This window comes from Streptomyces sp. NBC_00162, assembly GCF_024611995.1.
Taxonomy (GTDB): Bacteria; Actinomycetota; Actinomycetes; order Streptomycetales; family Streptomycetaceae; genus Streptomyces.
In genome coordinates this window covers 8,527,825-8,553,163 of sequence record NZ_CP102509.1, presented here as the reverse complement: position 1 = coordinate 8,553,163, position 25,339 = coordinate 8,527,825, and the positions used below count along the sequence as shown (strand labels likewise).

The window sequence follows — 25,339 nt, the reverse complement described above, 5'->3', positions numbered from 1 at the left end:
TCCGGTAGCCGACGACCGGCCGGAAGCCGTCAACTCCGGCCGGTCGAACCCTGTTGGCATCCACCCCACCCCCGATACGGTCCGTGTCTCAGTCCTCACAGGAGGTGCGTGCGCGTGCAGTGGTCGGAGTACACCACCAGCGAAAGACTCAAGACTCTCCGCGGCGGCATGACCCAAGAGGGCTTAGCGGAAGCGGCCGGGGTATCCGTCGGAGTGATCCGCAAGCTTGAGCGCGGCGGAACCGCCTCCATCGCCTCGCTCCTGTCCGTCGCCAATGCTGTCGGCACCGACATCGCCGTCCTCCTCGGCCAGCAAGCCCCCCGCCGCTCCATGGATCGCGACGAACGCGCCGCCCTGCGAGCTGTATCTGCCACCACCCACGACGCCGCCATCGGCATCCCCGCTGACACCAGCCCCGGCACCGTGGACGAGCTCCGCACGGTCGTCCGCCGCGCCGACGCCGCCTACTGGTCCGGCCAGTACACCGAACTCGGCGTGCTCCTCACCCGGCTCCTCCCTGAGGCGCGGGCTCGCTACGACCATGCCGACCACGGCGAGAAGGAACAGGCGGCTGGACTCCTCGCCGACACCTTCCAGACGGCCGGGATGATGGCGAACGTTCTGGGCTCCCGAGATCTTGCCTACGCCGCCCTCACTTACGGTCGGCAGATCGCCGTGCAGGCGGGGGACGATCTGCGAGACGCGCACCTGTCCGCCACTACGGCGTGGGTGAACCTCCGCGACGGCCGCACCGCCCAAGGGTTCGCGCTCGCGGCCGCCCAGGCCGACCGCATCGAGCCGAAGATGAGTGAACACGACCCTGACCGGCTGTCGGTGTACGGGCAGCTCGTCACCAATGCAGCCGTCGCCGCCTCCCGCGGCGGCGCCAACGCCGACACCGCCCGCGAGTACCTGTCCCAGGCCCATGCCGTCGCCGCCCGGATCGGCACCGAGTACGCCCGCGGCAACCACGCCCAGCCGTACGGGCCGCTGTATGCCGCTACCCAGGCCATGAGCATCGCCGTCGCCCTCAGCGACACCTCTGGTGCGCTCCGCCTCATGGACACCGTCCGCCTGAACGACACCGTCCCTCTGTCCACCCGGGCCCGCTACGGCCTCGACGTCGCCCTCACCCACCTCGAATGCCGCCGGTGGGAACAGGCCGCCGACGCCCTCGACACCGTGTGCAGGATGGCGCCGGGGTGGGTGCGCCACCAGATGCTCCCCGGCGTCATCATCAGCCGCCTCACCGGCGTCTCCGTCGCCCGGCTACGCGGCCTCGCCCACGCCGCCGGAGTCCCCTTCGGCATGCACTGACACCCTCCTGCTCCGACCGGCACGCCCCGTGGCACCCAGACCGGCCCTCACCTGGCTGACTGCCACGGGGCGTAGCAGTACCCGGCCAGCCCCAGCCAGGCCACCGTCACGCCCCATGACACCGCTGCCATCGACGAATAGCGGCAGCTGCCACGCCCCGTGCCTGGGCCCGTCACCCCCGCCCCACGACGCTTGGAGCATGCCGACGAACCCGCACGGCGGCGGCATCGGGCACGTACCCGTCGCCGTCTACAGCTCCTCCCCGGACCCCGCCACAGTCCGGGACTCGGAAGCCTGCGCCCGCCGCTACGCCGAGGCCCGTCTGTGGCCCGTGGCCGGAGCCTGGTCCGACCCGGACCCGGACGCGCCAGTGATCGACCGCATCGGATGGCGGGCCATAACCGATGCCCTAGGCAGCGGCATGGTCCGCGGCATCGTTGTCGCCGACCCCGCCCACATTGCCCCCGACCCGTCCGACTTCGACCGGCTCGGCGCCCTGGTCCGTGACCGCGGCGGCTTCCTCGTGGTCGCCACTCCCTCCCTTCCTCGCCGCACCGCCAGCCAGCACGCCCGCCGCCGCAACGTACTAGAAGCCGCCTCCGGCTGGAGCGATCTCTCCGACATCCGCCACGACCGGCCGGAGACCGGCCCTGACGGCCCGTGAACGGCCACCGTGCTATCGGCCAGCACCGGTTACGCCGGGACCGGGTCGGCGCGCTCCTGACCGCCGTTTGAGCCGCCGGGCACGTCGCAGTTGGTCTTCTCCTCGCCGCCATCGGCACCGCCAGCGCCCACGCCGCACCCGGACCGGGGCGGCCGGCAGCCAGCCGTCCTGACATCGAGCCACACACCGACCAGGGCGCCCGGGCCTGCCGGTGCGCCGACCGCGCCACCCTCTAGAGCCGTCCGTCCCAGCCCGTCCCGCGCCACCCCGGGCGGGACGCCTCACACCGCCCCGACACTCCACCGCACCACGCCCGGAAGGCGACCCGCGTGTACGCATTCGGCCTGTGCATCGACCGGCACTACCTCACCCCCGGCCTCGCGGCCATCACCTCCCTCGCCGACAGCCTCACCCCCGCCGCCCGCCGCAGCGCGGCCCTGCGGGTCCTCACGATGGACCTCCCGACCGCGCACGCCCTCCTCCTCGCGCACCTCGCGAAGCGATGCGGCTTCGGGTCATTCGACCTCGCCTACCGACCTCCGCTTTCCATGTCCCTCATGGCCGACGACGCCTACATCACCATCACCACCTACCTGCGCTTCGAGTTCACCCCCGACTTCGTCCGCCGTCCTTACCTGATCTACGTGGACGCCGACACACACGTACGCGACGACATCACGAGCCCCCTCTCCGTCCTCCGGCCCGGCCAGATCGGCGCCGCCGCCGACGAGTTCAACCCGGCCGTCGGCGAAAGCCCCGCCTTGCCCGGAGCCGCCGACCGCTGGCCCGACTGGCGCGGCCGTCCGTACTACAACGCCGGGATGCTGTGGACCCACACCGCCGACATCCCCGCCATGCGCCATGGAGTGGCCCGCGCCCTGAGCCAGCACCGGGCGCACATACTCCACAACGACCAAGACGCGCTGAACCTGTGGCTGCTGCGCACCGGACTCGTCCACCCCGTCCCGTCCCGCTTCAACCAGTTCGAGACGGGCCGGTTCCTCGAACGGGGAGAGTGGGTGCGCCGCGTGGTCCGCCGCCCCCTGCGCCCGGACCCATCTGCCGCCCTGGTCCACTTCGTCGGCCCCGAGAAGCCCTGGACACCCACGTGTCCGCCCACCGAAGACGTCCGCGACTACCGCGCCCACCTCAGGACGACCAGTCGGCACATGCGCCGCCTGGGTGCCGTGGGGGCTTGGCGGTGACCGGCCTGCCCCCGGTCGTGGTCCGGGCCTGCACCAGCCTCCTCGCCATCCGACCCTTGACCGCCGAACGTCTCGCCAACGGCCGCCGCACGGCCGTTTACCGCGCCGCTCTCGCTGACAGCCGCACGGTGGTGGTCAAGCTTTACGCGTCCATCGCCCGTCGCAACGCAGTGACCGAAGCCGCCGCCATCCGCGCCGTCGCCGTCGCCGTGCCCACGGCCCGCATCCTCGCCGCGGGCCGGATCACCGGCACCGACGCCACCGCCCTCATCTCCGAAGACCTGGGGAGACTCACCCTTGGCGCTGCCGTCCGCACTGGGCAGGTCACCGCTGACCGCGCCCTGCGGAATGTCGGGAGCCTCCTGGGCCGCCTTCACCGGGCCCCTGTTGCCCCGCGCACACCCCGACGCCCGTTCTTCGAGGACGTCACGACCCTGCGTCGTCGCGACGCCGAAACCGCCGGCTCCATCGCGCCCGCCCTCGAAGTGATCTCCGAAACCCCGGCGTCGGTGCCGCTCGTGTGGTGCCACGGCGACGTGCACTACGACAACATCATCATCGCCGGGCCGGAGGCCACCCGGCACCTGATCGACTTCACCGACGCCACCCCCGGCCCACGAGAAGCCGACGTCGCGCAGGCCCTGGTGATGGCCGGCGCCGTCTCCTTGCGCGGCCGCCTCGCCGTCACCGGCGCCTACCCCCTCGCCCTGGATGACGCCCGCCTTACGGCCTGGTGCGTATTCCACACCGCCCGCTGCCAGGCGACCAGTCCGCCCGGCGAAGAACGCTCCCGCTGGACCCGCCGCCTGGCCGAACTCGCCCACGAGCACCCCCGCTTCTTCCACACCCCGCGCACCGTGAGGAGCCCCAGATGACCACATCGTTCGTGTCGGTGGTGATCCCCGCCCACAACGAAGTCGCCTACCTTCCCCGCTACCTCCCCACCGTCTTCGCAGCCCTCGACCACTGGCAGGCCGCCACCGGCGGCACGGGGAAGTGATCGTGGTGGACAACGCAAGCACCGACACCACCCCCGCCGTCGCCAGCCAGCTCGGCGCCCGCGTCGTCACCGAGACCGTCCGCAGCATCGGAGCCGTCCGCAACACCGGCGCCTCGGCCGCCACCGGCAGCCTGCTCTTCTTCACCGATGCCGACGTGGCCCTCCCCCTCGACGCACTCACCGCCGCCACCGCCGCCGTTGACGCGGGCGCCGCCGGCGGGGCGATCCCCCGCTCTACACCCCCGCTCGCCTCGGCGCCCGTCTGCTGTGCGCCTACTGGGACCACTACCGCATCCGACGTGGTGGAGCACAGGGCGTCGCCCAGTTCGCGACCTCCGATGCGTTCAAGGCAGTCGGCGGATACAGGGCGGAGTTACTGATGAGCGAGGACGTCGAGTTCTTCGCCCGGCTCACCGCCCACGGCCACAAGACCGGCCGCCCCGTCACCGTCCTGGACGACCTCCGTGTCCGCCCCTCCACCCGCCGCTACGACCAGTGGTCCACGGCGCGGATGCTGTGGTGGCAGAACCCCCTCACCGCCCGCCTGCGCCTGGCCTCGCCCCGGATGTGGCGCCACTGGTACGGGAGCACCGTGCGATGACCCACCTGCCCGTCCCCGACGCGTCCGGTATCTACACCTTCCCCAACGACATCGACCGCGCCCATGCCGCCCACAGCGCGAGCCTGGCCGCCCGGCACGCAGCCGGTGACCACCAGGTGCTGGAACTCACCGCCCCCTACGACGGGGCCATCCACCACATTGAGTACCGCACCCCTACCGGCTGGCCGGTCCTCGCCATCGAGCCCCACCACGACGACTTCGCCTTGTCCGCCTCGGGCACATTCCTCGCCCGACCCCGACCGCTGACCGTCGTCACCGTCTTCTCCCGCTCCCGCAGCGTCCACCCCTCGGCGGAAGCCAACTACCCGACCGAGGAAGCCGTGTCGGAGCTGCGGGCCCGCGAAGGGGCGGCCGCGCTCGCTCCGTTCGGAGCCGCCCGCCGTCTCCTGGGCAGCAAGGACGCCGACCCGCCCTACCGGGCCTACGAACCCGGTCACCTCGATCAGATCACCGAAGGCCTCCGCGCGCTCGTCGCGCAGAACCCCGGCGCTGAACTCCTCGCCCCCGCAGCCGTCACCCGCCACCCCGACCACCTGTTGGTTCACGACGCCGCCGTACGGCTCGGCTGCCGCTGGTTCTGGGAAGACCTCGCCTTCTGGTCGACCTACGCGCTCGCAGGCTGCGACCACCACCTGTTCAACACCCGGCACGGCAGCCGCGCGCTGAGGCCCGAGCTGGTCGGCATCACGCCCGTGGTGCTCGACAAGGTCACCGTCCTGCGGATGCACGGATCGCAGATGAGCCCGCCACGCAAGCAGAACCGGCCGATCCGCCATGCCTGGACCGTCGCCGCCGACCTCCTCGACGGCGGCCTTTACGCGGAACGCTTCTACCGGACGGAGCACTGACGTGACCATCGTCGCCTTCGAAGGCGCCTCCTACGGCGGCAAGTCCTCCACAATCAAACGGCTCCGAGGCATGCGCGGCATCGGCCCCCACGCCTTCGTGTCCGCCTGCTACGTCGACCACATCGACCGCCGCGAGGACATCCCACCCGCGCGCACCGGCTCCGCCGCCGAGCAGATCGAAGCGTTCGACACGTACATGGAGATCGAAGCCGACCGGGTCGCCGCCGTCGCCAAGTCCACCGCCGACCTCATCATCCTGGACCGGTCCGTGGACACCCTCCTCGCGCACGCGTACGCCCTCGACCAACTCTACGGCTACGACGTTCACGCCCTGCTGCGAGCACAGCTCGCCGGCATGTCGCACCTCAGGCCCGATCACACCATCTATCTCGACGTTCCCCCCGAGACGCTGCACCTGCGGCGGAAGATCATCGGGCACGCGGCTGCGGAGTCCGACTACTTCCTCCACAACCCCGCGTTCCTCGAACACGCCCGCGCCTACTTCACCACCCCCACGCCAGGCGCCGAACCCGTCTCCCGGGAAGTGACGTTGCTGCCCGCCGACACCACCCCCACCGACGTCGCCGAAGCCGCCCGCGCCCTGATACTCCACTGGACGAAATGATGCCCACTGCCCTCATCGCCTGGCGCCGCACCCCGCCCCCGTTCCTGATCGGCGGGGCCGAAGTGACGCAACAGCTCCTGGCTGAACAGCTCGCTGCCGCCGGGTGGCGCGTCGTCTACCTTGGCGCCCACGAGCCACCGTGGGACGGCCCCGGACAGCTCACCGACATCACCACCTACCTCGACACCAACGACACCCCACACGAGACCGTGAGCGGCGCCGTGCGCTACTGGTGGAACGGCGTGGACTGCATAGCCGTCCAGCAGACCCGCATCCCCTCCACGCTCGCCACGCTCCTCACCGACCTCCGCCCCGACGTCGTCTTCACGTCACAGGAAGGCGCGGCAGAGATCGCCGCCGCCACCCGCGCCCACGCGCTCACCACAGGGATCTGCCACTCAGTATCCGCCACCGGCCTCGGCGTCCTGGCCGGCCGCCCCCACGTCGGGCTCGCGGTCTCGGAATTCGCGCTTCACCGCGCCGGCCACCCAGCCGGTACCCGCATGGCCCTGTGGCACCCGCCGTTCACACAGCCCAGCCCCGGCGCCGTAAACACCGCCCGCACCGGCGGCCCGGTCCTCATGGTCAACCCGATCCCCGCGAAGGGATCACAGCTCATGCACGGCCTGATCCAAGCGATGCCGGAGGAACACTTCACCTTGGTCGAGGGCTGGTGGAACACATCCGCCGAGTTTCACCGGTACCCGAACGTGACGTACGTCCCCCGCGTGTACGACATGGCCCCGCTTTACCGGGCGCACCGGCTCCTGCTCGTGCCGTCCGTGGTCGAGGACGCATTCCCCCGGGTGATCATCGAAGCCGGCCTGCACGGGGTGCCCACCATCGGCACCGACCGGGGCGGCATCCCCGAAGCCGTCGGCGCCAGCGGGACCGTCCTCCCCGCCGAAGCCGACGCCGAGAAATGGGCAGCCGCGATCCGAACCACAGACCACCGCGGCGCAGGCGAGCGGGCCCGACTCGACGCCGCCCGCTACACCCGCCCCGTTGTGCCGGAGCTCGCCGCCCTCGGCCTCACGCCGACATGAACGCCGCCTCGACCTCGCCGATCCGGGCCGTCCACCAGTGAAGAAGCGCCTCGTCCTGGGTGAACAACTCGTCGCACGAGTGGTCACCCTTGTCATAGTGGAACTCCAGCTGCCAGAAGTCCGTCAGCCGCTTCCACCACAGCCGGTGCACCGCGTCCGCCAGCGCGGCAGTCGACAATGGCGCAACCGACCGGTAGCCAGCCACGAACGCCGATACCCGCTCAAGATCAAACCCGTTCTCCCCTCCGAACTGGACCTGCGCCGTCCGTACCACCTCTTCCGCATACGGGCGGACGGCGACCCGGTCCCAGTCCAGGACCGCCGATAGCTCGCCGCCGGACCACAGCAGGTTCCGGTACTGGAGATCACCATGGGTCCAGCCGTACGGGCCGACCGACACTCCATCGGCAGGCATCAGCTCGGCGTGCGCGGCGATCATCTCCCGCCGCGCCTCCAGCGCGTCCGCAGCTGCCAGGTCGAAGGCGTCCCCGCTGCCTTGCTCTTCGACGGCCGCCGACAGTCGCTGCGCCTTCTGCGAGGCTCGCTCGGCGCTCGTCACGTCCAGGGTGAGGGAATCCGGCGTCCTGGGCAGCATGCGGCCATCAGCGGCCCACGAGAGCGCGACGTGAAGCCGCCCGATGTGCCCGCCGAGCGCCGACGCCTGCCCGAGCGTGAGAGTCGCCCCCGGGATGTGCTCTCCGGCGGCCCACGGGAACAGGCAGTACCCGCCGCTGGAAGTCTCGGCCACGGCGGACCCGTCGCCAGTCAAGATCGGCGCGCAGACCGGAAGACCATGATCGCCGAGCATGCCGAGTACGCCGAGATTCCGGCGCAGCCGCTCCAACGGGACATCCGTCACGCGCTTGAGGGCGAACGCGCCGGCCGCCGAATCGAGCCGCCAGTTCACATTCATCAGGCCATCAGGCAGGTGACGTCGCTCATGGACAGTGCCGATCCTGAACGTGTCGGCGAGCCTGGACAACTCGCCGTCCGAAATATGGATCTTGTCGGTGATTGCGGTGATGGTCACCGACGGGACGATACGGGAGGCGCCCCGCCCGGCGCACAAGGATCACAGAACACACCTCCTGATCATTTCGCCTGCCACCCCTCGTGACGCTCAGCGTCCTATGGGGCTCCGACGGGGAGAACCGGCAGGTGACTCGGCCTCCACGGAGCCGGGCTCGATATCGGGACGCGGGCCGAAGGACCGCCGACAGCGCGGGTGGGCGATGGAGAACTCGGCGGCCTCCTCGACCCTGCGGATGGTGCGCGCAGCCTTGTCGGGGTCCTGGTGACTGACCCACCCGCAGTCCATGCCGTCGAGGACCTCCACGTAGGCAACGCCGGCCTCAAAGTGCGGTTGAGGGTGCCCGCGTTGTAGGCCACCGCGCTCTTCCCCAAGGTCGCCGCCTCCGTCCAGACGGCGACGGGCACGCGGGCGCCGTTGCGATAGACGACGTGGGCCAGCTGGTGTCGGAAACCCTGCACGAGGAAGCGCACGCGACGGTGATGCTGGCGCCGGACCGGTACGCCGCCAGCGGCCAGTACGCGCAGGGGATCTTCGAGGCAGTGCTGGCCGGGTGTGCACCGATCACCCCAGCGCACTACCGGTCGGCGGCCCTGGTGGTCCCGGATGATTTCCACGCCTGACGGCGATCAGGTGTCCGATATGACGCGCACCCTGTCGGGCATGTCGCATGCCGACCGGGCCCGTCTGCTGGAGGGTGTCTCTGCAGGCTGGACCTGTTCCGGCTCTCCAGGCAGCTCAAAGTCATCGACAACACGTTCGATGCTCGAGAGAGGGGGAGAATGGAAACCCCACCCACCACACCAGCTCGAATCGGTAGCGTCTCATCCCATGCGAATCGCCCTGATCGGCTGCGGAGGCAGCGGCAAGACGTACCTGTCCAAGCAGCTCGCAGACCACTACCGCGCCCCGGTGACGCACCTGGACGCCGTGTACTACGACAGCGAGTGGAACACCCTGGACAAGGAGAAGTTCGCCGCGATCCAGGAAGAGCTGGTGGAGGCGCCCTCCTGGGTCATCGAGGGAAACTACGCCGGCACGCTCCCGATCCGGCTCCGCGCCGCGGACATGGTGATCTTCCTGGACATCCCTCCGGCAGTCTGTCTGTGGGGCATCGCACAGCGGCGCCTGCGCTACGGCGGCGGCCAGAACGACAGCACGGGGGTGTACGACCGGATCACCTGGAACTTCGTCAAGTACGTCTGGGGCTATCGCAAGACCATGGCCCCTCGCGTGCAGAAGCTGATCAAGGAGCACGCCACGGGCGCCACCGTGCGCACAGTGACCAGCAGGCGGCAGGCCCTCGACCTGCTGGCCTGGCTGAAGGCCACGCAGGACGCGTAGCCCGGACGCGGCGGGACGGGGGTGCGGACCGTGTCTGACACCTCCCGTTCCTCGACCAGTTGGTCACCGGCAGCCTGTACGCCGATCAGCAGCGGCTTGCCGACCGTACCGGTGCGCTGATGTCCGCGAAGATCAGCGGACTCCCTGCTCCTCAGGTGATCGCCGGTTACGCGGTCGCAGCCCAGCCCGCAGACGGGATCGTTCTGGACATCGGCTGCGGGCGGGGCGCGTCCGCGCTGGCCTTGGCGCAAGCGCTGCCGGCGGCACGGGTGTGCGCCGTGGACGCGTCCGCTGCCCTGCTGGCCGCGACCCGTGACCGGCCCCGCGCCCGAGGCCTGCCCGTGCACACGATCAGCGCGGACTTCCACCAGCTGCCCTTGCCTACGGGGCGGACCAGCCTGGCGGTCGCCGCGTTCTGCCTGTACCACTCACCCACCCCGCGCACTGTTCTGCGGGAGATCGCCCGGTGCCTCGCGCCCGGCGGCGGATCATCCTGGTGGAGCGCCTCATGACCGGCCCCCGCGCCTCCCCCGCGGCGGACACGGCACCCGGACCCGCCCTTGTGGAAGGCCGCGGCCCGCTCTCCCGCACAGTGGTGGACGCTTTGCGTAGCGGCCGGCCGCCACTCCACGACACGGCCGACGCCATCGCCGCCGCCGTCCTGCGGGCCGACCCCACGGGCGAGGACCTGCAGCTCGCCCTCTTCCTCCTCTACGAATTGCACTACCGCGGCTTCGAAGGCGTCGCGGCCGACCTCGAATGGGACCCGGACCTACTCCGCCTGCGCCGTGTCCTGGAGGACCGGTTCCTCCACGCACTGCGGATGGACCTCACCAGCGCCCCACGCTCCGTGGAGGAGGCCTTCGCCCCGCTGCTCCTCGAGCCGGTGGACCTCAGCGGCAGTCTCAGCCACTATCTGGAGACCGAGGGCGAGCTGTGGCAATTGCGCGAGTACGCTACCCTGCGGTCCCTGTACCACCTCAAGGAGGCGGACCCGCACGCCTGGGTCATCCCCCGGCTGACCGGGCGCGCCAAAGCCGCGATGGTCGCCATCGAGTACGACGAGTTCGGCGCGGGCCGCCCCGAACGGATCCACGCCCGGCTCTTCGCCGACCTGATGGCCGACCTCGGTCTGAACCCCGCGTACGGCCGCTACCTCGACCGGGCCCCCGCGCCGCTGCTCGCCACCGTCAACCTGATGTCGCTTCTCGGCCTTCACCGGACGCTGCGCGGAGCCCTCGTCGGCCACTTCGCCTGCGTCGAGGTCACCTCGTCGCCCGGTTCCCGACGCCTGGCCAAGGCCATGCGCAGGTGCGGGGCCGGCCCGGCCGCCGAACACTTCTACGCCGAGCACGTGGAAGCCGACGCCGTCCACGAACAGGTCGTCCGCGGCGAGGTCATCGGCGGTCTGCTCGCCGAGGAGCCCGGACTGGAGGCCGACATCGCCTTCGGCTGCGCCGCGACCCTCCTGCTGGAAGACCGCCTGACCGCCCACATCCGCGCGGCCTGGGACAAGAACCGCTCGGCGCTGCGCGAGCCCTCAAGCCCCCATGACGCGCTGACCAGCGACTCCGGGGAAGGCCGGGCGATGCGAATCGACGAGTCCCTGTACCCCGGCTCCCCCTACGGTGCGCACCGTGAATGATCATGACGAGTTCCTGACCGCGGTGCGCACCATCCTGGAGGAAGCCGGGTTCCCCGAGAGTGCGGCGCACGCCGAGGGCGTCCACGCGGTGCGGCACGCTCGCACGCCCTCGCAGGTGGCTCCGGCTGCCGTGCGGGCGCGCCCAGTAGGAGTGCAGGGACGTTTTGGCCTCGGTGGGGAGCCGCCGACTGAGCCCTTCGTCCTCGGCTGCGGGCCACAAGGTCGAATCCGCGGCGCCCGGGTCCGCGTACTCACCTCATCGCCCCGTGAGGGCCCGGTCCGGGGTCAGGGGCGCGGTCTCCATGCCCGCTCCGCCCCGCAGCCCTGAGAGGAACTCCTCGAAGGCCTCCACGGACGTGCGACGGGGCTCCCACGCGAGTTCCTCGCGCGCCCGGGAGCAGTCCATGAGCGGCAGGCGCAGCACGGCGTCGAAGAGGCCGGGAGAGGCGGGAACCAGACGCAGTCGCCACGCCACGGCGAGGGCGGCCCGTAGCGGAGCGGTGGGCATCGGCAGACTCCGCGCGTCGAAGACCCCGGCCAGAACGGCGCTGCACGTCAGGGCGCGGGTCCGGTCAGGCGTGCTGCGGCACCTCGTCTTTCAGCATGGTCCGCAGCGTGGCACGGAATTCCGGCGTGTCGACCTCACTGTGCACGGACACAGAGTGCTCGGTGGCCGCCCGGACCACTTCCTCTTCCTCGCCCGCGATGGTCAGGGTGCACTTGGCTTCGCTGGGGTAGTCCCTGCAGTCGATGACCTTACGCATGGTGTGCCTCCCGGACTAGTTGTGCGGTTGCCGAGGTCACCGTCCGAGCGGCGCCCGGGCGGGAGTGGGTGCGTACAGGATCTCCTTCCACGATCCCCCTCTTCGGCCCGATACGAAAGCCGCGCAGCTTGGACGGGCGGAAACCGTATGCATGGCGCAACGGCCGGGAACACCTCCGCAAGTTCTCCCGACACACCGGGACCACCTGCTTCGCCACCCTGGCCGACTGACCAGCCGGACCTCCCGGCCCCTTACCAGCCCGCACACACGACCGGCAGGACCCCCACCACCGCCTCACACGTGCCAGCAGCGCGACTAGCCTCGGACGAGAACACACCTCGAGGGTGTCGGCAGCAGACAAACGACTCAGGGCCGGGGCGTCGGCAAGACGCTCCCACACCGGGAGGGCCGGCCTCACGCCATCCCCAGCAATCTAGCTACTCGTCAGTAGAGTCAGCACGTGGCCGCGCGGACAGTGGGCGGCGAGCTACACATCAGTCGTTCCGGTCCCCGCACCGACCTCGAGGCAGCGCCCGTCCTCCGGAACTCGCAGCGCGGTAAGCCGCTGTTCAGTGTCGGGGTCGAACGCATCCGTGATGGCTCGGAGCCGGGCCGCCTCCAGCCGGTTCGTATGCCCCGGCTCGTCGCCGTACCGGCCCGCCGACGGGGAGCCGGCTCCTGACATGGGTGCCGTCCCCCGGCCACGGAGGCTACGCGCCCGGCCGCGCCGGGCTCACCTTTCTACCGGTCCAGCAGCACGGGTCCACCCGCACGGCCCAGAAGCCGAGTGCCGGGGTGGCGCGTGCCAGATTCGTCTCGGTCGGCGAATCATGGGCGGGACGCGGGGGCCGGACTCCAGCAGCGGGAAGGGGGCGCCATGACGAGCGCCTCCTGGCTGCCGGCGAACCCGGCTTCGTAGACGGCGTTGTTGACGTCCCGGTAGACCAGTTCGTTCACGGCGTCGATCTGCGGCCGGAGTGCGGGCGGATACAGTTCCGGAGCCCCTGGGCGATGGTACTGCGTCCACTCCAGCGACATGTCGACCGTGATCCGCGCGAAGTCGTTGGTCACCACCTTCCCGCTCGGGACGTCCACGATGGCCGGCACCGTGATGCCCCGGTCATAGCCGGGGTCGCGCGCGAGGTAGGCGTCCCGGAGCCGCTCGATGCCGAGCACCGGGTCACGCCCGCCGGGATCGAGGTCGAAGCTCCAGCTGCGCTCGTCGTGCACAGGCCCGGCGACGGCCATCGGTAGAGCCTGCTCCAGCCCGAGAAGCCGCTGTACGATCACCGCCCGGCTCGCCCACGGACAGGCCCGGCTGACCACCAGGCGGTAGCGGCCGGACTCTACCGGGTAGCCGTCGCGCGCGTCGGTGGTGATCCGGGTGGTGATGTACCGGCTGTCACGAGAGTTGCCGGGGCTCACATAGCTCACCACCCCCGGCGCCTACCCTCATCCTGACGCCATACGGCCACGGGACACCGCGCTTTCAGAACGTGTTGCGGCGCCGCATCCCCGGCGGCCGTCCGTCCGGGTCGACGAGGAAGTGGTGCGGAGTCGCGAGCACCCTCTTCGCCGTGGGCAGATCCGGCGGAACGTACCGGCGCAGACGTCCCGGCGGCTCGGGACCGCGGCCGCCGCCCTCGTGCCAGGCGTCCAGGGCTGCGGGCGGCGGCCCCGAAGGCGTCGAAGGCCGTCACCGGGGCGCAGAGCGCGTCCCCCGGGTCCGGGCTCTGGCCGAGCACGACACAGCTGAGTTCCGAATCGTGCGTCCACGAAGGCAGGTTGATGTTGTCGGACCCGACGGAGGCCCACACGTCGTCGATCACGCACACCTTGACGTGCACGTAGACGGGGGTTCCGGCCGGGTTCTCCAGGCCGTACACCGCCACGCGGTCGCCGCCGGCGCGGCGCAGTTCGGCGGCCAAGGCCGTGATCCGCCCGATCGGATTCATCGGGAGGGTGAGCCGGCCGTCCTGCTCGGGGACGGAGGGGGATGACGCCGATCAACCGCAGGTACCAGCAGGCGACGTGCAGGTGGTTGATGTCGGTGAGGGTTCCGTCGACGTCGAACAGCGCGGCGCGGTTCATCTCTGCCTCCAGGACGTCTGCCTCCGGGACGAGTCCGTGGCCGGGCGGACCCCTACCCGCCCGGCCTCGGCCCACTCCCCACGACCGCCGCGCTCCGCACGACGCCGCCGGGGTTTCGAAGGGTCCGGAAACGGTTAGGCGCCAGCCGTGACGGCGGGGGCCCCGCAGGGCCCATCGCCCGTCCCGAGCACGTACTCGTTTCCCCGTAAGGGCGGGCGTTGTCGCCGTGAGTGAGCGAGGCCCCCATGAGCAGTCATCCTCTCCTTTACCCGGGCGGTCTCCCTCCCGCGGAAGGCATCGGCCCCCCGGCCCTCTCCGAGGGTCAGCTGCCGAAGGACCACACCCAGGCGATCCTGGAGGTCACCAAACACGTGGCAGCGCTGCTCAAGCAGTCCGGGCAGCCGTTCGCACTCGCCGGCAGCGTGGCCGCGTTCGCACACGGAGTGCCGGCCCGCTTCCAGCACGACACGGACTTCTGCGTCCGGCACGAGGACGCCAGCGCCGTCCTCCAGGCGCTGGAAGACGGCGGCATCGCCATCCGCAGGGCCCCGGAAGACTGGCTGGTCAAGGGAAGTTCCGGCGGGGAGGAGATCGATCTGATCTTCGAGCTCGCCCGGAAGCCCGTCAGCACGGAACTGCTCGACCGGGCGGCCGTGAAGGCGGTGGACTCGGTCTGGATGCCGGTCCTCTCACCCACCGACCTCATGGACAGCCGGCTGGCCGCTCTGTGCGAGCACTACTGCGACTTCGGGGACCTGCTGCCCATGGCCCGGATGCTGAGGGAGCAGATCGACTGGGACCGGCTCCACCGCGCCCACCGGGCCGACCCGCTGCCCGACGCCTTCCTGTACCTCCTGGAACGGCTCCGGGTCATCGACCCCCGCGAGGCGACACCATGACGTCTGCCGACAACGCCGACAACATCGAGTACCGCGTGGAGCACCTGCGCGAGCGCCTGGCGCGGGAGGACGTCTCCGAGCTCGGCGTACGCATCGAAGTGCGCGGGGCCGGGGCGTTGATCTGGGGGAACGTCTCCGGGGCCGACGCCCGGGCGGCCGTCCTGCGGATCGCCGTGGAGGAACTGGCGGGGGTGCACTGGCAGGAGGACCTGACCGTGAGCCGCGCGGACCCTCCCGATCACGCCGAGGAGCTGTCGTGATCCGCGTCGCGGCCGTGGGGGACATCCACCTCGGCCCCGGCAGCGCGGGCCTGCTGCGCCCGGCCTTCGACACCCTCGGAGACTGCGCGGACCTGCTGCTGCTGGCAGGTGATCTCACCCGGCACGGCACGCCCGACGAGGCCCGGGTGGTGGCCCGCGAGGTGTCCGGGCTGCCGCTGCCCGTGGTCGCCGTCCTCGGCAATCACGACTACCAGAGCGATCAGCAGGATCTCGTCGTCCGGGAACTGGCCGAGGAGGGGGTCCGCGTCCTGGAGGGCGAAGGTGTGGTCCTCGAGATCGGCGGTACGAGGGTCGGTGTCGCGGGCACCAAGGGGTTCTGCGGGGGCTTCGCCGGGCGCAGCGCGAGCGAGTTCGGCGAGCCGGAGATGAAGGCGTTCATCCGGTACACCCGGACCTGCGCGGAAGGGCTGGGCCTGGCGCTGCGCGAGCTGCGCGCCGACGGCTGTGCGCTGCGGATCGCGCTGACGCACTACTCGCCGGTGCGGGACACGCTGGCGGGCGAGCCGCCGGAGATCCATCCCTTCCTCGGGAGCTACCTCCTGGCGGAGGCCTTGGACGAGGCGGGTGCCGACCTCGCCGTCCACGGGCACGCCCACCTCGGCACGGAACACGGCGTCACGGCAGGCGGGGTACGGGTGCGCAACGTCGCCATGCCCGTCATCGACCGCGCCTTCGCGCTGTACCACCTCTCCCCCCAACGGGGGTTCAGCCCTCGACACCGGTAGCGGTGTGGGCCGCTCCGACGGGCTTCGACTCGGGTGAGCCTGCGCTGGCGCAGGTAGACGGAGAAGATGGCTATGGAGGCCACTGCGAGCAGCTCGGACTGCCAGTTCTGGAGGATTCGCTTCCAGAACTCGGGGGACGTGACGTACGCGGCCCGGCCGGCCGGTTCCTGCAGTTCGCGCAACTGCTCCTCGTTGAAGGCGACCCGGCCCTCCGGACGTCTCCGCCCCGCAGCGCTGCCTCGAACTCCGTGGCCGCCGCCGCGGCGGCCGCCGCCCGCTCACCGGGCAGCGACATGCCGAGGGTTGCCCTGGTAGGAGCCGCTCCGGCCAGCACACGTCTGTTTGAGCGGGCGGGTTCAGGGCAGGCGCCGTTGCGTCGAACACCGGAACAATGGAGACGGCCCTGCGGAGGATTCGATGTCCACCAGCACACTTCTTGCCGTCCTGATCCCAGTCGCCGTCGTACTGATCCTCGCCGCCCTCGCTGCGTGGATGTTCCGGCGGCGGCGCCGGCTGCAGGAGCGGTTCGGCCCGGAATACGACCGGACCGTGGAAAGCGCGGGCAGCAAGCACGCCGCCGACGCGGAACTGCGGGACCGCGAGGTCCAGCACGACAACCTCGACATCAGGGAACTCCCCGCGGAGGAGCGGCACCGCTACACCGACGCGTGGACCACCGTCCAGCAGCGCTTCGTCGACCGGCCCGAAGGCGCGGTCGCGCAGGCGGATGAGCTGGTCACCCGCCTGATGCGGGACCGCGGCTACCCGACCGAGGGATACGAGATGCAGCTGCGCGAACTGTCCGTCGAACACGGACGGACCCTGGAGCACTACCGCGCGGCGCACGAGGTCAACGTCCGCAGCAGCGGCGGGCAGGCAACCACGGAGGAGCTGCGCGGGGCCATGGTGCACTACCGCGCGCTCTTCGACGAACTGGTCGGAACGACGAGGTGACCCGAGATGCAGAGGGACGAAGAACAGCGGACAGAGGAACAGAGCTTGACCACCGAGCAGCTGGCCCACGCCGGAGGCGGCGAGCCGCAGCAGGTGTACCCGGGTGAGGCCACCGCCGACGACACTCGGGAGGAGGACCGCGACGAGATGCGGCAGAAGGCGGACGTCACCGACACGGAAGCGGCCGCCGAGGAGACCCCGGCCGCGGAGGGGAAGGGGACGGCGTCCGTCCCGCCCGAGGAAGCAGAGGCGCTGCTCCCCGAGCGGGAGGCGGCGGAGTACCAGAAGACCTGGGGTGAGATCCAGGCCCGTTTCGTGGACGACCCGCAGGGTGCGGTGCGCGACGCCGACGGCCTGGTCGCCGAGGTCATGCAGACCCTCGCCGGGACCTTCTCCGAACACAAGAGGGAACTGGAGAGCCAGTGGCAGTCGGGCGAGCAGGTGGCCACCGAGGACCTTCGGCTGGCCCTGCAGAAGTACCGGTCCTTCTTCGGCCGGCTGCTGCGGACCTGACGTGACCGGCGCACTCCGCGTACGGCGGCCCGCCGTACGTGTCCCCGCCTAGGGACGCGGTTCGGCGGGGCGCTGCGGGCTGGAGCAGCAGGGGGGCGCCCTGGGCACGGCCCACAGGGACCTGGAGGAGGCCATCGGGATCGAGGAGCAGGAGTATGAGCGGGAGCAGTCGGGTCCGGGCGGCGAAGGCCGCCAGGAGCGCCGCCGTCCCCGCCACCAGCCAGGCCACGTAATCGCCAACGTGCCCCGAGTGCGCCGCCTCAGGGGCACGATCGCCTACGTGGTCACCTGTCCGGCCCACTGCGCGGTACGCCGTGCCGCCGGACCCCGCAGGGCCTGCCCCCAGAGCTCGGCGGTGGCCAGCGCCACCGCGGCCCCGGCTGACAGGGCCGCGAGGGCGGCTCGGACGACGGTCCAGACGGTCTCGGGGTGGGGGCCCCGAGGGCGTGACGTCACGACCCGCCACGGCGTCCCGGTACCCGGACGCATCGCAGAACAGGACGGCCGCCTCGGCCAGGGCGCGTCCCACCGACGGGACCACGCCGAGTGTCAGGGAGCCTGCGAGCAGTACAGAGCGGACCGCGACCATCGGCCCCGGGACGCTGCGGCGCGGGTCGCGGATCTCGGGCTCCTCGTCCGTGCCGGTGGTCTCCGGGCCCGTCCGCCGGGTCGGCATCGGTGCGCCGCGGCCCGCGAACACCCGTACGGGGGTGGTGCGGAAGGCCTCGGCGAGACTGCCGGCCGGGCCGGAGAACACCGTCCAGTACAGGCGCAGCAGCCCGTACAGTCCGAGTTCCACCATCACCGCGGAAGGCAGCAAGCACACGGGTGAGGGCGCTCCCTCGTCACCGTCCGGCGTACACGGGCGCGCGGGATGGCCGGGGTCGCACCCGCGTGATGCCGTTTGACGCTGAGCGGCGTGGGAAGGCGCGTCGACGGGGCTGATCGCCGGGCATGGCGTGATGACGAAGCCCGGCTCGGACAACCGAGGTGAGAGCCTGATGGCGTGGACCACAGAGCCTGAGCCGGAGGGTCCCGCGCCCGTACCGAAGAGCCCGGATCCGGTGCCCCGCGCTCCACAGCCCGCCGGCCGCGACGAGCAACCGCCCGAGCCTCCCCCGGCACCGCCCGAGCCGTGCCCCGGCGAGCGTCCGGTGGTACCGGAGCCGCCCGACTGACGGTCGGCCCTAATGGGGGTCAGCCGAACGCGTCCTCCAGTCCTGGCAGGACGGAGCTCGGACAGCACCGCCAGCACCATGTACTCGAAGAACGTCAGGTTCGCTTCTTGCTGCAGCCGCGCATCCAGCGCCGCCCGTGGCGTGGCCGCCGCCGAACAGCCCATGGACCGCCAGGGGCACGCCTTCGTGCAGGCCGCCCTGAACCTGTGGGAGGACCCCGTCTCCGCCGAGATCCTGCGCTCCATCATCCTCACCGCCGCCCAGGAACCCGCCGCCCTGCAACGCCTGCGGCAGCTGTTCTCCGAACTCGTGTGCTGTCCGTCGTCTCCCACACCCTGCCCGACACCGAACGCAACCTGCGGGCCAGCCTCATCTCCACCCAGATCGTCGGCATGGTCATGAACCGCTACATCTGGCAGCTGGGCGCCATCGCCACCCTCCCCGCCGACTCCGTCACCGACCTCCTCGCCCCCACCATCCAGCACTACCTCGCCGACCCCCTGCCCTCGAACCTCAGCGACAGCCAGAGCCCGGGCTGACCCGACCGGTCCAGCTAGTCCCGCCAACCGTTCTCCGGCGCTCCGGGAAGCCCGCCCGCCGGCGCGCGCCGTTCCGCTCTCGGGCGCGGGAAGCCCGTACGCGCGTACCTGGGAGCTCCGACTTCTCGGAGCTCCTGCATACGGGCTGCGCGCCCCGTCCAGGCCTCGGTCGAAGTGCTTGCGGTCGCTGCGGGTGACCGATGCCGATGGCAGCCGGTCGAGCCGCCCTGCCGGGGGTATATGGAGCTGGTTTTTTGTGCAGCGCAACTCCGCACTACGCTGATTGGCCGCCCACCCCAGCGCACCACTCGCCGTCGGCCCAGGGCGTCCAAGGCCTCGCGCTCTGATCAGTCCACGGTTCCGCCTCACTCGTGCGTGTGAGCCTCCGCCACGCGCGTCAATGGCCGGATGGCACGGCACCGCACTGGCAAGCGCTGCCGAGCTCACCCACGCCCGCTCGCTGCTTTGGCCATGACTCGTCGGCCGACAGGAGATCGGCCCCGGATCGGAGGGTTGCGGTGCAGCGGCTTGCCTGTTGCCCAAGGCTGTGCCAGAGGAAGGCCCTGGGGACGCCCATGAGAAGCGCATCACCGAGGAACCGACCGCACGTGCCTGGACCGTCAACCCGCGGGCAGGGGCCTCATCCAGCCTGTTAAAGCCGCACTCCGCAAGACCGAACGCGGGCACCGAACCCTCTCGCATCCACCCCTGTTGAGACGCGGTCCTGCCCGGTCTTCCTCCGGAGTCACATGTGCGGCGTGCCGTAGTACTTGGTGAACTGCTCTAGGTAGGTGGGGTCGCGGGGCTGCTTTTCCCGTTCGAACTCGGGCGCGTCCTTGATCTGGCCCTTCGTACGGTTGACGTAGACCGTTTCGTCGTCGCGGTCGACGCGCTCGATGGTGCTGGCGGGGAGCAGTACGTGCTTGCCGAAGGTCCATACGCCGGTGTCGACGACGAGGTAGCCGACTCCGGCCTCATCCGTATGCTCATCGACTTTTCCGATACTTCCGTCGGTCGCCTTGACCTTGAATCCGATCAGGTCGATTCCCGTCCCGTAGCCGGAATCGGCACGGTAACCCCAGATGTCCTCGTTCGCCATGGCTGCTCTCCTCGCTCGACGCCGTCCGTCCAGGCTGGCCGCACCCGATGGGGCTGAGCGGGTGGCGCTCCGACGACTCCCCTGTAAGGCGCAGCGGCACGGGTGGCGACGGCGTGGCTGGGCAGCTGTTTCGGTGAGGCCGCCTCCACGGTGTGAGGCAGATGCCATGACGGCCAAGAGAGCGCTGGCGCGGTACCACCAGCGGCGTGACTGTTCTGTATCCGTCAGCATGGCGGTGCGCACCACGTGAGCTGCGCGGATTGGATGTCGCGGGACGCTGATGGAGCCGAGTCGAGATCGTTCACGAAATGTGTGCCAGAACCGAGTTCGGGCGTCACTTGCAGCCCAGCTGGCTCGTGCCTGCCGGCACCCAGCCGCCTCGCACGAGCCCGCTACCTGGTTTCGGTCTGAACCCGGTCCTGGTGGGTCAGCGGGCGAGGGAGACAGCGAAGGGCTTGAAGCCGTGTCGGCGCAGGATATGGGGCACGACCAGGATCATGGCCTCCGTGGCGCGGGCCCAGGTCGCCGAGCAGGCCGGTGACGGTCCTCTTCGCGTGTTCATCGTCGCCCGAGAGATAGGCGGTCGGTGGGGTGGCCAGGCTTTCGGGAGCGGTCATGACCATGAAAAGCATGGTGTTGAGGGTCTTGACCACATGGGTGTCGGGGAGCGCGGCCTGGAGCTTCTCGGCGAGGCTGCTGCCGGGATAGCACAGGTCGCCCGGCAGGCCGTCACCGTCGTCGCGGGTGGCGTTGGAGACATCGATGAGGATCTTGCCGGCGAGGTCGGTGCGCAGATCGGTGAGGCGGTCCAGGGAACTGTCGCCGGGCGTCGCGTTGATCACGATGTCCGCGGTGCGGGCAGTGGTGCGCTGGTCGGCGAAGGCGATCCGCGGGGCGAGCCCGGCGGTGCGCGCGGCGGCGTCTTCGGGGCTCCGGCCACCCTAAAAGTCCGAGCCGGCCGCCTTTTGACATTCGTGTCTCCCACTGTCGTAAGTGAAAAGCCGCTCTGATCGCTTCATCGGCTACGGACGGTCGACTCCGAACTCGTAGACCTCTTCCCGACGGACGTCGGGAATGACCATGTCGGCAGTTTCCACTGGGCATCCGTTGGTGTCGTAGATCGTTCGCTCGATCTGGAGCACGAGGTCCCCCACGCTGATCCCCAGCAGGTTCGCCTGTGCCTGGGTGGCACGAGCCGGGCGCGGGATCTCGACCACGGTGTCAATGACCACACCGATGGAGCGCATCCGTTCGACTACTCCCTTTCCCGCCAACGGGCCCATCTCGGGCAGCACGATCGGCGTTCCGTCCGTGATAGCCATGGGCTCCCAGGATTCGGAAAGCTGGACGGGGTGTCCGTCGGCGAGGAACTCGTAATGCGTGTTGACGCAGAGGTCTCCGGGGCTGATGTCCAGCCGCTGGGCGATTTCTTCAGGAGCAGGGACGCGCACCTGGCTGTGTGAATCCCACGCGTCGGCCCTGCCCCCTCCCTCGCGTCGGAGCAGAGGGAGGAGGGCAGGGCGGCGTTCGCGGTGCCTCGAGCGGACCAGCCGCAGGCGCTCGCGGGGGACGCGGACGTAGGTGCCCGAGCCGGCGCGTCCTTCGAGGAGGCCGTCGATGATCAAACGGTCCATGGCTCTCTGCATGACGTTACGGCCGACCCTGTACTCCTCGGCGAGCCGTGCCCGGGACGGCAGGCGCTCTCCGATCTCCCATTCTCCGGCGAGGATCCGTGCGCGCAGCACGTCGGCTACTGCGAGGTACGGCGCCTCTCGGGGCATGGGCGATCCTCCGGTCGTTCTGCGTCTGCCCCAGCTGGTTGTTCCCAGCGGAGCTGGGGACATGTTGAAGAACTCCCCACGGGCACGGCCCGGGTCCGCGGGCCGTGCCGATTTTGGTCGTCAGTGGCTGTGACCGTCGTTGTGAGGCGGGGGCGTGGAGGCTGACTTCGGTGTGGAGGTGGTGGTCGGCGCCGGGGTGGTGGCCGTGGAGGGGCTGGCGGTGGGGGCGTGGTCGTCGGCTGCCGGTTCTTCTGCGGTGCCGTGGCTGTGGCCGCCGCCGGGCGCGGTCTCCATGGATGCCGCGAGTTCGCGCAGGCCGAAGAGGGCGAGGGCCGCTACGGCGAGGACGCTCACGCCCAGCGGGCTGAAGATGCGCTGCCAGGGGGTGTCGGCGTCTTTGATGACGTAGGCGATGAAGGAGACGACGATGCCGGCGGGGACGAGGACGGCTCCGCGGGCGGGGAAGTCGTCGAAGTGCTGGAGGCCGCCGCTGAGCATGCCGATGCCGAACGAGAGCAGCAGCGAGGAGCCGATCACGACCATCAGGCGCGCGGGTCCGGGCCGCTCGCGGGTGAGGAGGAACTCGTTGAGGACGGTCGCGGCGAGGAAGACGAGCGCGCCGTAGCCGGCGATGCGGGTGTAGCGGTCGGGGTCGAGCGGGTGGTGGACGACGGCGCCGCTGATGAGGCCGGCGCCGACGAAGTATCCGACGTAGCCGAGATAGCGGGCGGCCAGCGAACGCTTGCGGGAGGAGTGGGCCTTGCGCCGGGCGGCCCGCCCGGTAGCGGGGGCGTGCGAGGTGTGGTCCGTGTTCCGGGCGTCGAGGAGGGGGTGAGGTCATGTCTGTGAGTTCCTTGGGTGCTGCGTGCGTGGCTCACCACCCGGCGGCCCGCAGCAGGGCGGGCCGGGGCAGGCAATGAGTGTCAGGACAGATCGGGGTGAATGGCCCGGATCTATACCTGCTGCACCACTGAACTGAGGGAACTTCGCAAGGGAGGCAGGCCGCAGGGCAGGGTCCGGGTCCAGGGCTGCGGCGTCATCGCGGCGGAGGCCGGAGTCCGCTCGCCAAGGGAGAGCAAGTGCGTGCCGGGCAGGTCGATGCCGTGCTGCGGGTGGCCGGAGGCGCATGCCTCGGCGGGGTGTGTATGCCCGCTGTCGTCGTCGCGTCCGCCGGGCTTCCGGCCCTCGTGGGTGTGGGCGCCGTGATTGTGGGCGCCGTGGGTGTGGGCCCCGTTGCTCTCGGCGGGCACCTCATGGGGCACGGTTACCGCACCGCCGGTGACGTGCGCGGAGGCACTGTCGGCTCCGGCGGCGTGGGTATAGAGGAAAGCGAACAGCAGGGCGGCAAGCCACAACAGCCTGAGCGGCCCCGCCGGGCGGCGGGTCCGCGTCGCGCCGAATGCCGCCCGGGCCGTGACCATGACGCGACCCTACCCGGCGACCGGACGACGCCGCCCACCAGCCCGGTGGTCGATCACACGAAGCGGCGATCCCGGGCGGGTCAAGACAGTGGTCCGGGTGTGGGGGCGCCGCGCCAGTGATGGCCGAAGCCATCCAAGAAGGGCCTGCGGGGGGCAGCTCTCCGTGAGCACGAAGACCCCGGGGCATTTTCGCTCCGGGGGTTTCGTGCTCCCCGGCGGGCTTTCCTACCATCGGGGCAGGCAGGGACAGCCACGCAGGCTCCTTAGCTGGCCCGGCGGTGATCTGGGTGGTGGTGAAGTGGATGAACTCTGCCGGCCGCACCGGGGCGATGCTGATTTCGCAACGGACTTCCCACTTGCTGATGCTGGTCTGCGTCTGCGTGTTGTTGGTCTTGTCGCAGAGCACGTAGAACGCCTTTCCGCGGTTGCGCCCTCCAGCGCGCCCTCGTACTGCAACGGTGTTTGCTGTGATGGTTTGTTGGCTTCTGGTGGTGTATGACCGCGTCGTTTGTAGTGGCTGACACGTGCCTGGAACTGTCGTCGCCGTCGCCAGTGTGACCAGAGCAGGACGTGGTCGATGCTCGCGCGGGGCCGGGTAAGCCGGCTGATCAGACGTCGGAGTTCGGGCAGGGTGAGGGGTATGAGCTGGGAGGATCCGTTTCTGCTTTCCCGGTATCCAGTGCTCGAGCGCGCAGGACGGTGAGGCAGGCGTGTGCGGCCATGGCCAGGGTCATGTGGCGGTGCCAGCCGTCGTAGCGGCGGACCTGGTAGTCGTCCAGGCCGCACTCCTGTTTCGCGGTCTGGAAGCATTCCTCAACCGCCCACCGGCTTCCCGCGACGCGGATGAGCTCGTCGAGGGTGGTCTCGGCCGGGCGGTAGGCGATGTAGTAGGAGATCTCGTCCGGCCGGCGGACGCTGCGGCGGGCGATCACCCAGTGCCGGCGGTCCTCGCGGTGCCAGGGCCGGACCTCGACCCTGGCCCAGTCGTAGACCCTCGGGGCGTGGGCCCCCATTGCCGCAGGAACGGCGCTTCCACTTCTGCCGGGGCAGACCGGGAAACAGGTCGTGAACGGGATGGTCCATGGCCCAGCGGGAGACGACGGTGTCGTGGCGGGTGGTGGCCATGACGTGGATTTCGCCGACTGGCGGCTACCTTCCCTGCTTTTCTACTATCGCCACAAATGGGGTGATGATGAGGGGAGTTCTGTGCCCAGGATCCTGAGAAGGTTTGTCGTCCTGATGTCCGCTCTAACGCTCGCCTTCGTTGCGGCAGGTCCTGCCTCGGCCGCAACCTGGGGCAGCCCCAATCTCAATTCGGGCAGCCGGGCGTGCGGCGCGAAGCAGTACCACCGTGGGACCCCTGCTGCGGTGATGTACGCCTGCTACGTCCTGGTACCCAACTCGAGGAGCCAGGTCGTGATGATTGTCGGCAACGGCGGAGGCAAAACAGTCCCGATCGGCGGCGAGGTCACCACCATGGACGGTTCGCGCGACACGTGCTCCAATAGCCATCTCAGCGCGAAGAAGAGCACCGGGTGTTACGCCCGGGCCACCGAAGTCATCTGCAACTACTTGCACGGCACGGTGACGCTGAGGATCAACGGTGTCTCGCACACGATGCGCACTCCCAAATTCAATGCCGGGAACGCTTGCTGACGTTGAGCGCAGTGGCCGGAGGGATTCATGTTCGTGAGGCAGGTGGCGGCTGAGCAGGAGGACTTCGATCAGAGCCCGAGTGTGTCGGCGTA

Annotated in this window: 28 protein-coding genes and 5 pseudogenes; 21 read left to right on the top strand and 12 right to left on the bottom strand. The window is 70.3% G+C overall.

Annotated features, from left to right (window positions below; genetic code table 11):
• Positions 1–168 precede the first annotated feature (168 nt).
• The 10 genes from JIW86_RS39695 to JIW86_RS39650 all read left to right on the top strand — a co-directional run bounded on the left by JIW86_RS39695 (position 169) and on the right by JIW86_RS39650 (position 7,327).
• Positions 169–1,317 carry a helix-turn-helix transcriptional regulator gene (locus JIW86_RS39695; RefSeq protein ID WP_322975630.1) on the top strand — a complete coding sequence of 383 codons (1,149 nt, stop codon included), beginning with the start codon at positions 169–171 and terminating at the stop codon, positions 1,315–1,317.
• Between the two features lie 199 nt (positions 1,318–1,516).
• Positions 1,517–1,981 (top strand): recombinase family protein, encoded by a 465-nt coding sequence (locus JIW86_RS39690; protein WP_257559125.1) that lies wholly within the window; start codon positions 1,517–1,519, stop codon positions 1,979–1,981.
• Between the two features lie 329 nt (positions 1,982–2,310).
• A complete protein-coding gene (locus tag JIW86_RS39685) occupies positions 2,311–3,186 on the top strand; it encodes a glycosyltransferase (RefSeq protein WP_257559124.1) in 876 nt (291 codons plus the stop codon).
• 56 nt (positions 3,187–3,242) lie between these two features.
• Positions 3,243–4,061 carry an aminoglycoside phosphotransferase family protein gene (locus JIW86_RS39680; RefSeq protein WP_257559123.1) on the top strand — a complete coding sequence of 273 codons (819 nt, stop codon included), beginning with the start codon at positions 3,243–3,245 and terminating at the stop codon, positions 4,059–4,061.
• Positions 4,058–4,186, top strand: coding sequence for a hypothetical protein (locus JIW86_RS39675; RefSeq protein WP_257559122.1), 129 nt, complete (start codon positions 4,058–4,060; stop codon positions 4,184–4,186). The genes JIW86_RS39680 and JIW86_RS39675 overlap by 4 nt, the downstream gene beginning before the upstream one ends.
• Positions 4,187–4,188: 2 nt before the next feature.
• Positions 4,189–4,566, top strand: a complete 378-nt coding sequence (locus tag JIW86_RS39670; RefSeq protein ID WP_257559121.1) for a glycosyltransferase family A protein — start codon at positions 4,189–4,191, stop codon at positions 4,564–4,566.
• Positions 4,566–4,787, top strand: a complete 222-nt coding sequence (locus tag JIW86_RS39665; RefSeq protein WP_257559120.1) for a hypothetical protein — start codon at positions 4,566–4,568, stop codon at positions 4,785–4,787. Before JIW86_RS39670 ends, JIW86_RS39665 begins: the two co-directional genes overlap by 1 nt.
• Positions 4,784–5,656, top strand: coding sequence for a PIG-L deacetylase family protein (locus JIW86_RS39660; RefSeq protein ID WP_257559119.1), 873 nt, complete (start codon positions 4,784–4,786; stop codon positions 5,654–5,656). Before JIW86_RS39665 ends, JIW86_RS39660 begins: the two co-directional genes overlap by 4 nt.
• 1 nt (position 5,657) lies before the next feature.
• Positions 5,658–6,281, top strand: coding sequence for a hypothetical protein (locus tag JIW86_RS39655; protein WP_257559649.1), 624 nt, complete (start codon positions 5,658–5,660; stop codon positions 6,279–6,281).
• On the top strand, positions 6,278–7,327 hold the full coding sequence (locus tag JIW86_RS39650) for a glycosyltransferase (RefSeq protein WP_257559118.1): 1,050 nt from the start codon (positions 6,278–6,280) through the stop codon (positions 7,325–7,327). The genes JIW86_RS39655 and JIW86_RS39650 overlap by 4 nt, the downstream gene beginning before the upstream one ends.
• On the opposite strand, the gene JIW86_RS39645 is transcribed toward JIW86_RS39650, so the two are convergent.
• Positions 7,314–8,357 (bottom strand): phosphotransferase, encoded by a 1,044-nt coding sequence (locus tag JIW86_RS39645; protein WP_257559117.1) that lies wholly within the window; start codon positions 8,355–8,357, stop codon positions 7,314–7,316. The two genes, JIW86_RS39650 and JIW86_RS39645, sit on opposite strands and share 14 nt — an antisense overlap.
• Before the next feature lie 431 nt (positions 8,358–8,788).
• Between JIW86_RS39645 and JIW86_RS39640 the strand changes: the two genes are divergently transcribed.
• The 4 genes from JIW86_RS39640 to JIW86_RS39625 all read left to right on the top strand — a co-directional run bounded on the left by JIW86_RS39640 (position 8,789) and on the right by JIW86_RS39625 (position 11,346).
• Positions 8,789–8,980: a hypothetical protein gene (locus JIW86_RS39640; protein ID WP_257559116.1), complete on the top strand. Its 192-nt coding sequence runs from the start codon at positions 8,789–8,791 to the stop codon at positions 8,978–8,980.
• Positions 8,981–9,188: 208 nt separating this feature from the next.
• On the top strand, positions 9,189–9,701 hold the full coding sequence (locus JIW86_RS39635; protein WP_257559115.1) for a topology modulation protein: 513 nt from the start codon (positions 9,189–9,191) through the stop codon (positions 9,699–9,701).
• 59 nt (positions 9,702–9,760) lie between these two features.
• A complete protein-coding gene (locus JIW86_RS39630) occupies positions 9,761–10,213 on the top strand; it encodes a class I SAM-dependent methyltransferase (protein ID WP_257559114.1) in 453 nt (150 codons plus the stop codon).
• Positions 10,210–11,346, top strand: coding sequence for an iron-containing redox enzyme family protein (locus tag JIW86_RS39625; RefSeq protein WP_257559113.1), 1,137 nt, complete (start codon positions 10,210–10,212; stop codon positions 11,344–11,346). The genes JIW86_RS39630 and JIW86_RS39625 overlap by 4 nt, the downstream gene beginning before the upstream one ends.
• 256 nt (positions 11,347–11,602) lie before the next feature.
• Here the strand turns inward: JIW86_RS39625 and JIW86_RS39620 are convergent.
• The 3 genes and pseudogenes from JIW86_RS39620 to JIW86_RS39610 form a co-directional block, all read right to left on the bottom strand.
• Positions 11,603–11,887 (bottom strand): annotated as a pseudogene (locus JIW86_RS39620) (NAD-dependent epimerase); the annotation flags it as partial.
• Between the two features lie 31 nt (positions 11,888–11,918).
• Entirely contained in the window at positions 11,919–12,110 is a 192-nt protein-coding gene (locus tag JIW86_RS39615; RefSeq protein WP_257559112.1) for a DUF1059 domain-containing protein, read from the bottom strand.
• Positions 12,111–12,995: 885 nt separating this feature from the next.
• Positions 12,996–13,544, bottom strand: a pseudogene (locus tag JIW86_RS39610) (glutathione S-transferase family protein); the annotation flags it as partial.
• A 902-nt stretch (positions 13,545–14,446) separates the two neighbouring features.
• On the opposite strand from JIW86_RS39610, the gene JIW86_RS39605 reads away from it, so the two are divergent.
• Genes JIW86_RS39605 through JIW86_RS39595 form a run of 3 tightly spaced genes read left to right on the top strand, consistent with a single transcriptional unit; the run spans position 14,447 to position 16,106 of the window.
• The gene (locus tag JIW86_RS39605) at positions 14,447–15,100 is read left to right on the top strand and encodes a nucleotidyltransferase family protein (RefSeq protein WP_257559111.1); all 654 of its coding nucleotides are present in this window, start codon (positions 14,447–14,449) and stop codon (positions 15,098–15,100) included.
• A complete protein-coding gene (locus JIW86_RS39600; RefSeq protein ID WP_257559110.1) occupies positions 15,097–15,360 on the top strand; it encodes a hypothetical protein in 264 nt (87 codons plus the stop codon). Before JIW86_RS39605 ends, JIW86_RS39600 begins: the two co-directional genes overlap by 4 nt.
• A complete protein-coding gene (locus tag JIW86_RS39595) occupies positions 15,357–16,106 on the top strand; it encodes a metallophosphoesterase family protein (protein ID WP_257559109.1) in 750 nt (249 codons plus the stop codon). Before JIW86_RS39600 ends, JIW86_RS39595 begins: the two co-directional genes overlap by 4 nt.
• Here JIW86_RS39595 and JIW86_RS39590 read toward each other — a convergent pair.
• Positions 16,087–16,315 (bottom strand): annotated as a pseudogene (locus JIW86_RS39590) (DUF6766 family protein); the annotation flags it as partial. The gene JIW86_RS39595 and the pseudogene JIW86_RS39590 overlap by 20 nt on opposite strands.
• A gap of 208 nt (positions 16,316–16,523) precedes the next feature.
• Between JIW86_RS39590 and JIW86_RS39585 the strand changes: the two are divergent.
• Together JIW86_RS39585 and JIW86_RS39580 are read left to right on the top strand one after the other, a co-directional pair.
• Positions 16,524–17,060, top strand: coding sequence for a hypothetical protein (locus JIW86_RS39585; RefSeq protein ID WP_257559108.1), 537 nt, complete (start codon positions 16,524–16,526; stop codon positions 17,058–17,060).
• Positions 17,061–17,105: 45 nt separating this feature from the next.
• Positions 17,106–17,573, top strand: coding sequence for a hypothetical protein (locus JIW86_RS39580; RefSeq protein WP_257559107.1), 468 nt, complete (start codon positions 17,106–17,108; stop codon positions 17,571–17,573).
• A 276-nt stretch (positions 17,574–17,849) separates the two neighbouring features.
• Here JIW86_RS39580 and JIW86_RS39575 read toward each other — a convergent pair whose 3' ends face one another.
• Positions 17,850–18,029, bottom strand: coding sequence for a hypothetical protein (locus tag JIW86_RS39575; RefSeq protein WP_257559106.1), 180 nt, complete (start codon positions 18,027–18,029; stop codon positions 17,850–17,852).
• Between the two features lie 679 nt (positions 18,030–18,708).
• On the opposite strand from JIW86_RS39575, the gene JIW86_RS41865 reads away from it, so the two are divergent.
• A complete protein-coding gene (locus JIW86_RS41865; protein WP_322975595.1) occupies positions 18,709–19,290 on the top strand; it encodes a hypothetical protein in 582 nt (193 codons plus the stop codon).
• Positions 19,291–20,035: 745 nt separating this feature from the next.
• Here JIW86_RS41865 and JIW86_RS39565 read toward each other — a convergent pair.
• The 6 genes and pseudogenes from JIW86_RS39565 to JIW86_RS39540 all read right to left on the bottom strand — a co-directional run.
• Positions 20,036–20,389 carry a PRC-barrel domain-containing protein gene (locus tag JIW86_RS39565; protein WP_257559104.1) on the bottom strand — a complete coding sequence of 118 codons (354 nt, stop codon included), beginning with the start codon at positions 20,387–20,389 and terminating at the stop codon, positions 20,036–20,038.
• Between the two features lie 427 nt (positions 20,390–20,816).
• Positions 20,817–21,249 (bottom strand): annotated as a pseudogene (locus tag JIW86_RS39560) (NADPH-dependent F420 reductase); the annotation flags it as partial.
• Between the two features lie 162 nt (positions 21,250–21,411).
• A complete protein-coding gene (locus JIW86_RS39555; protein ID WP_257559103.1) occupies positions 21,412–22,170 on the bottom strand; it encodes a GntR family transcriptional regulator in 759 nt (252 codons plus the stop codon).
• Between the two features lie 120 nt (positions 22,171–22,290).
• Positions 22,291–22,713: a hypothetical protein gene (locus JIW86_RS39550; protein ID WP_257559102.1), complete on the bottom strand. Its 423-nt coding sequence runs from the start codon at positions 22,711–22,713 to the stop codon at positions 22,291–22,293.
• 410 nt (positions 22,714–23,123) lie between these two features.
• Complete coding sequence (locus tag JIW86_RS39545; RefSeq protein ID WP_257559101.1) at positions 23,124–23,591, bottom strand: hypothetical protein; 468 nt, start codon at positions 23,589–23,591, stop codon at positions 23,124–23,126.
• A gap of 608 nt (positions 23,592–24,199) precedes the next feature.
• Positions 24,200–24,722, bottom strand: a pseudogene (locus JIW86_RS39540) (IS701 family transposase); the annotation flags it as partial.
• Here JIW86_RS39540 and JIW86_RS39535 point away from each other — a divergent pair.
• The gene (locus tag JIW86_RS39535) at positions 24,657–25,247 is read left to right on the top strand and encodes a hypothetical protein (RefSeq protein ID WP_257559648.1); all 591 of its coding nucleotides are present in this window, start codon (positions 24,657–24,659) and stop codon (positions 25,245–25,247) included. The pseudogene JIW86_RS39540 and the gene JIW86_RS39535 overlap by 66 nt on opposite strands.
• Positions 25,248–25,339: the final 92 nt, after the last annotated feature.